A 12,513-nucleotide genomic window follows, 5' to 3' on the forward strand; every position below is an offset into this window, starting at 1 on the left:
AAAAGCGATGCCAAAATACCTCCCTGCAGCCTACACATCAGGAAAAGTCTGTTACCAATCGTCTCACTTTATTGTTATTTAATGGTTTTAGTCACTATCGTTAACCGATAAACTAACGCAAATTTCTTACTTAGAGCATTATTATGTTAAAAACCATATCGAAAGGCTTTGCTGTGATTGCCGCCATGATGGCTTTGTCGGCATGCGATAGCGGCAACACTCAGCCTCAGCAAGGCAAGCAATACAAAGTTTTGCCTGTATCTCTTCAAGAATATGATTTGGCGCCATTGACAGAAGCTTTTGCCCTAACTTGCGGCCACTGCCGTTCAATGGAAGAGTTTGTCCCTCAAATCGAATCGCTAACTGAGCAAAGCGTTGAAAAAATGCATGTAACTTTCAATGAGAGTGCACAAGTAAGCGCCATCATCTTCTACACTGCAGTCATGCAACTAGAGTCGACACCTGACAAAGCATTTATGGCGGATCTTTTTGCTGCCGTACAAATGGGTCCTGATGCAACTGCTGAGGAACGTCAAATCGCCGTAGAGAAAGCCTTTGAGTCTCGCAACCTTATCAGCCCTTACCATTTAGATGAAGCACAGCAAAAAACGCTGTTTGAGTACATCACTAAGGCAGAAGCGATCACGACTCGCGGCCAAATTAACTCCGTTCCAGCCTTTATCGTTAATGGAAAATACCAAGTCATTACTAGTGGTCATGACAGCGTCGAAGCCATGGCAGAAACCATTAACTATTTGCTAAAACAACCTAAATAGACAAGGAGCTTACGTGTCTAAATTTTTGTTTCCTCTCATTATTTTCATTCTGGCGGGCTTTTTCATTTACCGTACTTGGACAAACCATAAAGTAGCGGATGAAAACTTTGCGAAAGGCCAAGCATTCTTGCTCGAGAATGCGAAGAAAGAAGGCGTCATTACAACAGAAAGTGGTCTTCAATATATTGTTCTTGAAAAAGGCGAAGGTGAGGTTCACCCAACCGCGACAAGCAAAGTCAAAGTGCACTACCACGGCACGTTGATTGATGGCACTGTGTTTGATAGCTCCGTTAATCGCGGTGAGCCAATTTCGTTTGGTCTTAACCAAGTCATTAAAGGCTGGCAAGAAGGCCTACAATACATGGTCGAAGGTGAAAAAATCCGCCTTTTCGTACCAAGCACGCTCGGTTATGGCAAAAGTGGCTCAGGCCCAATTCCACCAGCAAGTGTTTTGATCTTTGATGTTGAATTGTTAGAGATTCAATAACTCTAGAAACTTTGCATTAAAGCCCAACTATCAAAACCAAAAACGCCGCGAACCACGCGGCGTTTTCTGTTTAAAGAGAGGCTACAAACCAATATAGTGATCCGAAAGCAATGCAATGAACAACGCAAAAAGGTGATAGATAGAAAATTTAAACGCCTCCATCGCGGTATTGGGCTCTGGCGCGTATTTTAGCTTCCATGCATGGTACATAAAGCCAGCGTTAAGTAGTAACGAGGCAAAAAGATAAACTACGCCGACCATTCCAACCAACACCGGCAGCACACAAACCAACGTCAACAATACTGTATACAACAGAATGGAAGTTTTGGTGTACTCGATACCATGTGTCACTGGCAACATTGGAATATCCACCTTACGATAGTCCTCTACGCGATGAATTGCGAGTGCCCAAAAGTGTGGTGGCGTCCAGATAAAAATGATCATCACAAGCAGCCAAGCATTCGCATGCAACTGCCCTGTTACGGCAGTCCAACCGAGAAGAGGTGGCATCGCACCCGCAATACCTGCAATTACGATATTTTGCGGAGTAGCGCGTTTGAGGTACATGGTGTACACCATCGCATAGCCGACTAAACTCATCAAAGTCAGCCATGCCGTCAGTGGGTTAACCAGCGCATACAAAAGAACAAATCCTATGACGCCTAAAGCCGTCGCAAAGGTTATCACCGATAACGGCTTAGCTTCACCCGATGGCAACGGACGTTTGTGTGTGCGAGCCATTCTCGCATCAATGCGGCGGTCAATCAGGTGATTAAACGCTGCCGCGGAGCCTGCCATCAAACCAATGCCTGTTAGGCCAACCGCCGCCTGCAACCAAGGAAACTCAGTAACAGGCGCTAAACTCATCCCGACAACTGCCGTCACCAGCATTAATGCGACTACTTTAGGCTTCGTTAACTTCAAATAAACGAAACTTAGTCGCTTTCGCTCATTTAACGACAGTGCGATTTCTTTACTCATAGCGAACTCCTTTCGCGGTGTAACTCCAAGCTTTTTTGCCCTGCCACAAATAAAACTGACTCACACAAACAAGACTCAACATAATGGCGGCACCCAAGTTATGTGCTACGGCGACATAAATAGGAAGTTGGAATACAACGTTGCTCACGCCCAACATAATTTGACACGCTAAAGTGAGTAGTAACCATCCTCCAATGCGCTGTGAATGATGGGAATCTTGCCTCATGAGCATAATGCTATAAGCCAATACGACAGTGGCGGTGACAATCGCACCGAGGCGATGCGTAACATGTATGGTCATTCTTGCGGGATACTCTAATACACCAAACTCGTAATTCTCGAATCCGGTTTGCCAGAAAGAAAACGCCTCTTTCCATGAGAGATGACTCATCCAATCTCCCTCACAAATCGGCAGTGAGGTGCACATGAGCGCGGCATAGTTTGACGAAGTCCACCCTCCTAGCAGCACCTGCATAAAAACAACCAGAAAAACCAATAATGAGAAGCCTCGCAGCGAGCTGGAAGATGGAGAGAAATAGAGATTATTTTGCGCTTTTAACTGGCAGTAAAAAATCGCCTGCAGAACCAGTAAAGTAAATCCACCAAGCAGATGAAGCATTACGATGACTGGCATTAATTTGAGCGTCACGGTCCACATCCCCAAAAGTGCTTGCCCGACCACCAGTACACTGAGCAGCATCGGAATAGTAGGATTCACGCGCTCAGACCTCATTGATATCACTGTCATGGCAAAAATGACCAAACCCAACGTTCCTGCAAAATAGCGATGAATCATTTCAAGCCATGCTTTCTCATGCTCGACTGCCCGTTCAGGGAAATTAAGATTGGCACGTATTACGTCTTCTTCTTGATGAGGCACACCAAGGTGCCCGTAGCAGCCGGGCCAATCAGGGCAACCTAACCCTGCATCAGAAAGGCGAGTATACGCGCCTAACATGATCACCACGAAAGTTAGGAGCAAACTGAATTTAACCAACTGAATTAACTTCATATACGCCCCTTTCTAACCAACTCGTGACAATTTTAAGAGCTTGCGTAAATCCGCCAACATACCTTTGTTGAACGAGACTAAATCTTCATTCGGTTTTGGCGAGTAAGACATCACCAATTGCCCCAGAGGATCAACGATTAACATTTGTCCGGGTTTCACTTTGGCGGTAACCGATTGATTCATTTGCATTGTCGTCATCGATATATCTACGGTACCGGACAACTCTGTCTGCCAAAGCACCGGCACCACACGCTCTTGATATTTTCCTAAAGCGACATGGCTTTGCTGAAGCAGGTAAAGCTGCTGCCTGCATTGTTCTGTGCACTCATTAGGTAAAACATAAGCGAGTTGCCACCTGTGCTCCTTGAGTGGTGACTCTTGACCAAGTAGCTCTAACGTTGTGTATGGTTCAACCAACACACCTCTATTGGTCACACCGCTTTGATACCACCCTTGGGTGAGAATGACCTTAGCGATGACGGCAGGAAGCGCAAACGTACACACCAACGCAATCAACATTAGCCGCCCTTTGGTTACTTTAGATGTCATGCTTCACCTCCATGTGACGCAACTTTCTTTGCCAACGAACAAAAACAATTAAGGTCAATAACAAGAAAACGCCCGCCATCGAAAACCACTGAATCGAATAACCGAAATGCTTGGCGCTGTTGAGCGGCAATGGGTTCCAAGGAAAGTCGTAAGGCCAATTTTTTAGATTGTCTGGCTGCAAGACTGCGGGCATAAGTTCAATATTAAGTAGCTGATTCAGATGCACGATATTAAGGTTCTGCACACGAATGGCATCGCCAACTTCTGGCATTAATTCAGAGCTCAACGGGTTAGCAGATTTTCGGTACAGACGTCCCGAGATAAAGGTCGACACTTCGAGTGTTGTGACGGTTGGTAATATTGAACGATCTGCTATTCCCTCCACAAAACCAAGCTCTAATAATGCATAGGTTCCTGATTCATCACTCATAGAGACAATCTGAAATGCTAAATAGCCCACATTGCCCTGATGCGTTTGGTTATCCAGTAAAATCACGGGAAACGCCTGAGGAACAACATTAGCTTCCACTTTTTTCCCGAGAATGCTGCCTTCTCTCCAATCGTTTTCTTCAAGAACTTCGCCTAATGCTTGGTACGCACTATCCGCTCGCGCAAGAATGGCTTGTTCCAAAGCCTGTTTTTCTTGCCCTCTCTCAAGCTGCCAAAAACCCAGTTTGACCAAAAGAGAAAACACAACCACAGTTAAACCAACTGCAACCCAAAACCGTTTCGATAGACATAATTGTCTCGATAACAACAACGATGAAACCGGAGGTGCTATGTCCACCGTATTTCTATTCAAACTGACGCTTGTCCTTTTGCTGCTTTTCATTATCTTCAACCTCGCAAAAGCGCTTATCGAAATGGTTCGTGAAGACCCAGATAATCCCGAAAAAAGAGACAAACCTATGAGTCATTACTTAGGTCGTCGAGTCATGTTCTCCGCTTTAGTAGTTATCCTTCTACTTATTGCGCTCAGTTCAGGCTGGTTGGCTCCGAATCCCCGTCCTTACTAATCGCCCAATGCACCTACAGCACGTACACAAACACAAACAGACATAACCAAACCACATCCACAAAATGCCAATACCAACTACCAGCTTGGAAGGCAAAATGGTTCTTAGACGAAAAATGATCTTTAGCGATTCGGAGCAATAATACGATTAAGAAAATCGTCCCAAGACAAACGTGCAAACCGTGAAAACCCGTCAGCATAAAGAAGGTGTTTCCGTAGATACCAGATTGCAACGTAAGCCCCATTTCTTGATAAGCATGAGCGTACTCGACCGCTTGGTAATATAGGAAAAAGCCCGCAAGCACGATGGTGATTTCCAACCAAACAATCAGTGCCGTTCTTTTGTCTTTTTCAAGGCTTATGTGCGCCATATGCAGTGTAATCGACGACAATAACAGCAAAATAGTATTAGTAAGGGGAATGCCCTGCCACGGCATAGCTTGTGTTGTTTCTCCACCCGGAGTCAGTGTGAGTGGCCACATCGCTTCGAAGGTTGGCCACAAGACCTCGTTGGTCATGAAGTTGTTATCTGCCCCACCTAACCAAGGCACAGAAATCATCCTGGCGTAAAATAACGCACCAAAAAAGGCACCAAAAAACATCACTTCAGAGAAGATGAACCAGCTCATCCCTTGGCGAAAAGAACGAGTAATTTGCGAGCTGTACTTTCCACTCAGTGACTCAGTAATCACATTACTAAACCAGCCCGCCAACATGTAAAGCAAGAACAGAAAACCTACCGCTAGCACAATGCTACCAATGGTTCCCACAGCCCCTTCACTTTGTGTCCCCTGAACGGTCATTCCTGCACCAACGGCAACTAAAAATAGAGCAAATGCACCGATGATCGGCCAGCTACTTTGAGCGGGAACATAATATGTTCCTGGCTTGTTACTCATAATTTCTCTCCTTACTGACCAGCCTTGGTCTGTATCTCTCTCCTTGAGTGGCTAAGAACCTGTAGGAGGGGGAAGTTTATAGAGTGTGTAAGACAGCGTTAACGTGTGTATCGACTTCGGTAAGTCCGGTTCGATATAAAAAATCAACGGCATTTGAGCTTGTTGTTTGCCATCCAAAGGCTGTTGGTTAAAACAAAAGCACTCAATCTTATTGAAATAAGCGGCACCATTCCCGGGAGAAACAGAGGGAACTGCTTGCCCTACCAACTTCTGCCCGCTTTCATTAAATGCAAGGTATTCGGTTTGCACGACTTCTCCGGGATGAACGTCCATCGAAATCACTTTGGGTTTAAACTCCCAAGGCATATCGGAGCTTACATGCGCCATAAACTCCACGCGAATGGTTCGGCTCATATCTGGCTGCATACCAGTTGGTTGAATGGCGGCCACTTCACTTGTTTTTCCATTGATACCCAGTGCGTCGCACATTACGTCATACAATGGGACAAGTGCGTAGCCAAACCCGAACATCAAAAGGGTCGCTAAAAGCAACTTCACTGTGAGCTTTTTGTTTGATGGATTCGGTTTCATCTCACTCACCCTATTCGTTTCTAATCGACTTTAGGCGGCGTAGTAAACGTATGATGGGGCGCTGGGCTTGGCACTGTCCACTCTAAGCCTTCCGCACGTTCCCACGGTTTTGCAGCGGCCTTTTCACCGCCACGAATACACTTAATCACCACCCATAAAAAGATCAATTGTGACAACCCAAACGCAAATCCACCAATGGAGACGATTTGATTGACATCAGCAAACTGAATAGCGTAATCCGGGATACGTCTTGGCATACCCGCTAAACCTAGAAAGTGCATCGGGAAAAACAAAACATTAACTGAAATAATCGAGCACCAGAAATGCCACAAACTCAGCTTGTGGTCGTACATATTGCCTGTCCACTTAGGTAGCCAATAGTACGCTGCCGCCATAATCGAGAATACAGCACCAGATACCAACACATAGTGGAAATGCGCAACCACGAAGTAAGTGTCATGATATTGGAAATCCGCCGGCACAATCGCCAGCATCAACCCTGAGAAACCGCCAATCGTAAAGAGCACAATAAAGGCAATGGCAAACAACATTGGCGTTTCAAATGTCAGAGCCCCACGCCACATGGTGGCGACCCAGTTAAAGACTTTCACCCCGGTTGGTACCGCAATCAGCATGGTGCAATACATAAAGAAAAGCTCTGCAAAAACTGGCATCCCCGTTGTAAACATGTGATGCGCCCACACAAGGAAAGACAACAACGCAATGCTGCACGTCGCGTAAACCATCGAATGATAACCAAACAGCTTCTTGCCACTGAAAGCAGGAAGGATGGCAGAAATGATGCCAAACGACGGTAAAATCATGATGTACACTTCTGGGTGACCAAAGAACCAAAAGATGTGTTGGAACATCACTGGGTCACCGCCACCAGCAGCATCAAAGAAGCTAGTCCCGAAGTATTTGTCGGTAAGAACCATCGTCACCGCACCCGCTAATACCGGCATAACCGCGATCAACAAGAAAGCGGTGATTAACCAAGTCCAAACAAACATTGGTAACTTGAACCAAGTCATTCCCGGAACTCGCATATTTACTATCGTCACGATAACGTTTATCGCGCCCATAATGGAGCTGATACCCATGATGTGAACAGAGAATACAAACAGCGCGGTGCTATCTGGACCATAAGTCGTGGACAGCGGAGCATAGAACGTCCAGCCAAAATCGGGGCCGCCGCCAGGTAAAAACAACGAGCTCAATAAAATAAGAAATGCAAAAGGTAGAATCCAAAAGCTCAAGTTGTTCATACGAGGTAGCGCCATATCTGGAGCACCGATCATCATTGGAATCATCCAGTTAGCAAGGCCCGTAAATGCTGGCATCACAGCACCAAACACCATCACCAAACCGTGTACCGTAGTCATTTGATTAAAAAACTGTGGATCAACCAGCTGAAGTCCAGGCTGGAATAGTTCGGCACGAATGACCATCGCCATCGCCCCACCAGTCAGAAACATCGCGAAACTAAACCAAAGGTACAGGGTGCCAATGTCTTTATGGTTTGTGGAATACAACCAACGAGCGATACCTTGGGGAGCATGGTGATCATCAATCGCAATGGTACTGTTTGCACTGGCTTCCGCTGGTGCAGACTTCACTGCCTTATCTATTGGCTTACTCATATTTCCTCCTTAGCACTGCCTTGTGCCTTAAAGGCATTCACATCGGATGCTTGCACCGTATCGCCAGTGTCGTTGCCCCATGCATTTCGCTGATATGTAATGACCGCAGCAATTTCTTTGTCACTTAACTGGTTCGAAAAAGACTGCATTGCAGTGCCCGGACGGCCATTCACAATCACATCAATGTGCTCTGAAATTGGGCCTGTTGCGATAGGGCTGCCTTTAATCGCGGGAAATGCACCCGGAATCCCCTCACCATTTGCCTGATGGCACACAGCACAACGCGCCGTGTATATAGATTCGCCCTGCGACATCAACTCATCCATGGATAAGTCTTGAGAGAGCGCTTCTTGTGCCGCGGCTTTTTGAAGTGCGATTTCTTCCTTCTTACTCGCTAACCATTCATCAAACTTTTCTTCTTCCATCGCATGCACCACCACCGGCATGAACCCGTGAGCACGACCACATAGCTCCGCACATTGGCCGCGATATACGCCTGGCTCATCAATTCTTGTCCATGCTTCATTAATAAAACCAGGGATGGTGTCTTTCTTGACAGCAAAATCCGGCACCCACCATGAGTGAATGACATCATCAGAAGTCATCAAAAAACGCACTTTACGATTCACAGGCAACACCAAAGGGTTGTCTACTTCCAATAGATAATGCGCGCCTTTTGTTTCGATACCATCAATTTGCTTTTGGCTGGTGGCAAGCAAACTGAAGAACTCAACATCTTCACCAAAATAGCTGTAATGCCATTTCCATTGCGAGCCTGTGATCTTGACCGTGATATCTGATTGGCTTGTGTCTTCCATTGCGACTAAAGTTTTCGTTGCGGGAATCGCCATGGCGACAAGAATGATGATAGGTATGACTGTCCAAATAATTTCCACTTTTGTACTTTCGTGGAAATGTGCGGCAACTGCTCCTTTTGACTTGCGATGACGAAAGATGGAATAGAACATGACACCAAATACAATCAAAGCAATTACGCAGCAGATATAGAAAATCAGCATATGTAATTCATACACTTGCCCACTTATCGCTGTGACCCCTTTGGTCATGTTGTAGTCACTTTCCTTTGACCAACTGAAAGAGGAGAATGTGATTAAAATCACATTCAGTGATAAGGCTAGAGTAGTCGTTAATCTTTTCAAAAGATCTCTCCTCTGCTCAGCCGCTACGCTTGCGCGAGCTTCCTTGCGTCCCGATGCAAATATCGAACAACTTTACGAAAAATCACAAAAACTACGATTTCGACACGGTTTGTTATATTTATGTTAAAAGGCTAGTTATAGTTCCAAGGTTCTTCAAGAAATTAAATATGATTAAATTTTGTTCGGATAAGAAAAATTAATTCGGTTTATCGATTGCCCTCTTTGAAATGTAATTGAGAACCATTTACATTAATTTAAAAGAAAACATTGAGATACTTACAAAACGAAGTGTCCAAGAAAGTAGGCGCCCCCTACTAAGGAATGATTGATATGACAGCACTAATTACTCAATGGCTAGAACGAGACCCTGATCCTAAGACTCGCGAAGAGCTACAACACCTCGTCGATACAAATAATGAACAAGAGCTTACTGATCGCTTTGGATCGCGCCTTGCCTTTGGTACAGCAGGGTTACGCGGCAAAGTGGGCGCAGGTCCAAACCGAATGAACCGTTTGGTGATCCAAGAGACAGCCACTGGCCTAGGAAACTATTTGCTAGAGCAAGTCAAAGATGCCGCAAGTCGTGGTGTCGTTATTGGCTACGACGGTCGTCCTGATTCGAAACAATTCGCGCATGATACCGCTTCCGTACTGACTGCCCTTGGCATCAAGGTTTACCTAACGTATGACGTTGCAGCAACCCCAATTGTTGCATTTGGTGTCCGTACATTGAATGCTGCAGCCGCTGTTGTTGTTACCGCTAGCCACAATCCACCAGAGTACAATGGCTTTAAAGTATATTGGGAGAATGGCGCACAAATCATTCCTCCACACGACTCTGGAATCGCAGCGAAAATTGATGACGCAACAACGAAGCCATTACCTTTAATGTCTCTCGATGATGCAAAACAGCACGGTTTGTTAGTTTGGTTGGAAGACGACTACTACCAAACTTACCGTAAAACGATGAACGAAAACGCGCTGCTTACTCCTGACAACAACACCGATATTTCTATCGCTTACACTGCGATGCATGGCGTTGGGGCGAATATGGCGGAAACGCTCCTCGCAGACGCTGGCTTCAAAAAAGTGGCAAGTGTTAAGGAACAGCGCGAACCTGATGGCAGCTTCCCAACCGTCAACTTCCCAAACCCTGAAGAAGCCGGTGCAATGGATATGGTGATGGCGTTAGGTAAGTCCGTAGATGCTGATATCGCTTGTGCTAACGATCCAGATGCCGACCGTTTTGCAGTGGCGGTCAAACGCCCAGATGGCGAATACCAAATGTTAACCGGCGACCAAGTGGGGTCACTGTTTGGCGATTACTTGCTAGAACAGCAACCTAACGCTCTGGTTGGCAACACCATCGTATCATCAAGAATGCTGAGTAGCATTGCCAAAGCGCATGGCGCCCAATACTACCAAACGTTAACAGGCTTCAAATGGCTCACGAACGTTGCAATGGAGCAAGAGACAGAAGCCAATCCATTCTTGTTTGCTTATGAAGAAGCGCTCGGTTATACCGTGGGTAACAAGGTGTGGGATAAAGATGGTTTATCTGCAATCGTCGCATTTGCTCAGCTAACAGGTAAACTTAAAGCTCAAGGCAAAACACTATGGGATAAACTGGAAGAACTGTACCGCGAGCACGGTTTCTACTTTAACGCGCAGCGCAGCATCGCTCTCGACCCGAACTCTCCACCAATCGGCGACAAACTCCGAGCAAATCCACCAACAGAGATTGCTGGTAAAAAAGTTGCAGTAACCGAAGATCTAAAAACATCGGTTCGCATGTTTGACGACGGCTCTGAAGAATCCATTGACTTACCAGCAAGTGACGTATTGATTTATCACCTAGAAGATCAATCTCGCGTGATTGTTCGTCCATCTGGTACTGAGCCAAAACTAAAATGTTACTACGAAGTCATCAACCTCTTCCCTGCGGATATGAGCTACGCACAAGCACAGCAAGCGGCAGAGGCGAAGATGAACGAACTTATTGACGCGCATCAGACAAGTTTGTAAGTCAAAGAGAAGTAGAGACACCTGATACAATAAGAGGCGCAAATTCGCGCCTCTTTTTTGATTTTTTACTAGAGCAATACAAGTTAAATGCGATTTATCTCTAGCCTACAATTTCTTTTTGCAGAAAGTACTTGTGGATGCCCTCTGCAGGATAGCCTGAGTACTGCCCTACTTTTTCAAAACCTAATTTAAGATAAAAATCAAGAGCTTGGAAACTGTAAGTATCCAAATAAACATGGGTAACCCCGTGAGGCTTTACTTTTTGTTCTAACATCGCCATTAACTGGCTACCGAGACCGGAGGTTCGACTTTCAGCATCTACCCACAAAAACTCAACAAACACCGTGTTTTTAAACATTTCGCCAGTCAGACCACCCATGATCTTGCCATTCTCATCTTTAGCAAAACATCCCACAGCATGCACCTCCCCTTCAGGCAAGTGCATTCGGTTATAAGATCGAATACCTTCACGAACAGAATCAAGGTCTGTTTGATCTGGATTTAAACAAAATTCAAGCTTCATACATCCTCTCCTTAGGAAACACCAATATCCTAAAACAAAAAGCCAGCAATTGCTGGCTTTCTGATGGAATATGATAACTTTATAAGGCGAAACTGCTCAGCATCCACAACGCGAGAATAACGAACACTAAACCCATTAGTTTATGTTGATACGTGCGGAATTTTTCGTTCTCGAGCAGCCCCTTACCCAATGTGCCTGCCAGCCCAACAAGTAATAAATTGAATGACAAGCCAAGGACGTTTAACAATAACCCTAGTGCTAGCATCTGCTCACCAGAAGACGCTGTAATATTGCTTGAGACAAACTGCGGCAAAAACATCACAAAAAATACCAACGCTTTAGGGTTAAGCAAATTACTCATCAAAGCACGTTGATAATAAGTTGACGCCATTTTGTTTTGACCATCAAGCTCTGGAGCCGAAGATGCCTCAGCTCGTAAGCAGTCCCAACCCATTTTTAACAAGTAAGCGCCACCTAAGAGATGAAGGACTTTAAGGGCGATTGGGCTCATTGCAATCAGGGTAGATACTCCCATTGCAGCAAGCAAAGTAAGAATAACACCAGACGTCGCATTGCCTAAGCTAGCAAACAGACCGACCTTCTTACCGTAACTCATACTAGAGCTCGCGATAAGCAACATATCGGGCCCTGGTAACAGCAACAAAGCCACTACTGCGGTGAGATAAACAGGAAGTACAGATAAATCAATCATGATGGAACCGCTTTTTCTACAACAAAGCGGCGAATGTTATACCAACAAAATGACAACAGCCAGCCCAAAATCACCAAGATAATTCAGAAAATAAAAATCATAGTTTGCTAGGACGAAAAATAACAATCAATTCGCCTATT

The 12,513-nt window shown here is 45.3% G+C and carries 14 protein-coding genes; 4 read left to right on the forward strand and 10 right to left on the reverse strand.

Features of this window, described 5'->3' with window-relative positions:
• Positions 1 to 143 precede the first annotated feature (143 nt).
• Together L3V27_RS05155 and L3V27_RS05160 are read left to right on the forward strand one after the other, a co-directional pair.
• Complete coding sequence (locus L3V27_RS05155; protein WP_176319646.1) at positions 144 to 776, forward strand: thiol:disulfide interchange protein DsbA/DsbL; 633 nt, start codon at positions 144 to 146, stop codon at positions 774 to 776.
• 13 nt (positions 777 to 789) lie between these two features.
• Entirely contained in the window at positions 790 to 1,263 is a 474-nt protein-coding gene (locus L3V27_RS05160) for an FKBP-type peptidyl-prolyl cis-trans isomerase (RefSeq protein WP_005391162.1), read from the forward strand.
• An 81-nt stretch (positions 1,264 to 1,344) separates the two neighbouring features.
• On the opposite strand, the gene cyoE is transcribed toward L3V27_RS05160, so the two are convergent.
• From cyoE to L3V27_RS05180, 4 genes are read right to left on the reverse strand one after another with little or no spacing between them, the layout of a single operon-like run.
• Entirely contained in the window at positions 1,345 to 2,244 is a 900-nt protein-coding gene (cyoE, locus tag L3V27_RS05165) for a heme o synthase (protein WP_237311210.1), read from the reverse strand.
• A complete protein-coding gene (locus L3V27_RS05170; protein WP_046873705.1) occupies positions 2,237 to 3,256 on the reverse strand; it encodes a COX15/CtaA family protein in 1,020 nt (339 codons plus the stop codon). Before L3V27_RS05170 ends, cyoE begins: the two co-directional genes overlap by 8 nt.
• 12 nt (positions 3,257 to 3,268) lie before the next feature.
• The gene (locus tag L3V27_RS05175; protein ID WP_046873706.1) at positions 3,269 to 3,805 is read right to left on the reverse strand and encodes a hypothetical protein; all 537 of its coding nucleotides are present in this window, start codon (positions 3,803 to 3,805) and stop codon (positions 3,269 to 3,271) included.
• Positions 3,795 to 4,637 (reverse strand): SURF1 family protein, encoded by an 843-nt coding sequence (locus L3V27_RS05180; RefSeq protein WP_182032962.1) that lies wholly within the window; start codon positions 4,635 to 4,637, stop codon positions 3,795 to 3,797. The genes L3V27_RS05175 and L3V27_RS05180 overlap by 11 nt, the downstream gene beginning before the upstream one ends.
• Here L3V27_RS05180 and L3V27_RS05185 point away from each other — a divergent pair.
• Positions 4,585 to 4,821: a DUF2909 family protein gene (locus L3V27_RS05185; protein WP_005391169.1), complete on the forward strand. Its 237-nt coding sequence runs from the start codon at positions 4,585 to 4,587 to the stop codon at positions 4,819 to 4,821. The genes L3V27_RS05180 and L3V27_RS05185 overlap by 53 nt on opposite strands.
• Before the next feature lie 13 nt (positions 4,822 to 4,834).
• Here the strand turns inward: L3V27_RS05185 and L3V27_RS05190 are convergent, their stop codons facing one another.
• From L3V27_RS05190 to coxB, 4 genes are read right to left on the reverse strand one after another with little or no spacing between them, the layout of a single operon-like run.
• Complete coding sequence (locus L3V27_RS05190) at positions 4,835 to 5,719, reverse strand: cytochrome c oxidase subunit 3 (protein ID WP_005391171.1); 885 nt, start codon at positions 5,717 to 5,719, stop codon at positions 4,835 to 4,837.
• A 51-nt stretch (positions 5,720 to 5,770) separates the two neighbouring features.
• Complete coding sequence (locus tag L3V27_RS05195; RefSeq protein ID WP_237311211.1) at positions 5,771 to 6,310, reverse strand: cytochrome c oxidase assembly protein; 540 nt, start codon at positions 6,308 to 6,310, stop codon at positions 5,771 to 5,773.
• A 20-nt stretch (positions 6,311 to 6,330) separates the two neighbouring features.
• Positions 6,331 to 7,953, reverse strand: coding sequence for a cytochrome c oxidase subunit I (gene ctaD, locus L3V27_RS05200; RefSeq protein WP_237311212.1), 1,623 nt, complete (start codon positions 7,951 to 7,953; stop codon positions 6,331 to 6,333).
• Positions 7,950 to 9,113 (reverse strand): cytochrome c oxidase subunit II, encoded by a 1,164-nt coding sequence (gene coxB, locus L3V27_RS05205; RefSeq protein WP_053809564.1) that lies wholly within the window; start codon positions 9,111 to 9,113, stop codon positions 7,950 to 7,952. Before coxB ends, ctaD begins: the two co-directional genes overlap by 4 nt.
• Positions 9,114 to 9,443: 330 nt before the next feature.
• Here coxB and L3V27_RS05210 point away from each other — a divergent pair, with 330 nt between their 5' ends.
• On the forward strand, positions 9,444 to 11,138 hold the full coding sequence (locus tag L3V27_RS05210; protein WP_047008374.1) for a phospho-sugar mutase: 1,695 nt from the start codon (positions 9,444 to 9,446) through the stop codon (positions 11,136 to 11,138).
• Between the two features lie 100 nt (positions 11,139 to 11,238).
• On the opposite strand, the gene L3V27_RS05215 is transcribed toward L3V27_RS05210, so the two are convergent.
• Both L3V27_RS05215 and L3V27_RS05220 read right to left on the reverse strand, forming a co-directional pair.
• The gene (locus L3V27_RS05215; protein WP_176319654.1) at positions 11,239 to 11,661 is read right to left on the reverse strand and encodes a GNAT family N-acetyltransferase; all 423 of its coding nucleotides are present in this window, start codon (positions 11,659 to 11,661) and stop codon (positions 11,239 to 11,241) included.
• A gap of 79 nt (positions 11,662 to 11,740) precedes the next feature.
• Positions 11,741 to 12,373, reverse strand: coding sequence for a LysE family translocator (locus L3V27_RS05220; protein ID WP_005375522.1), 633 nt, complete (start codon positions 12,371 to 12,373; stop codon positions 11,741 to 11,743).
• Between the last annotated feature and the right edge of the window lie 140 nt (positions 12,374 to 12,513).

It is taken from the genome of Vibrio sp. J2-3(2022) (assembly GCF_021725735.1).
In the GTDB taxonomy this organism is placed as follows: domain Bacteria; phylum Pseudomonadota; class Gammaproteobacteria; order Enterobacterales; family Vibrionaceae; genus Vibrio; species Vibrio diabolicus.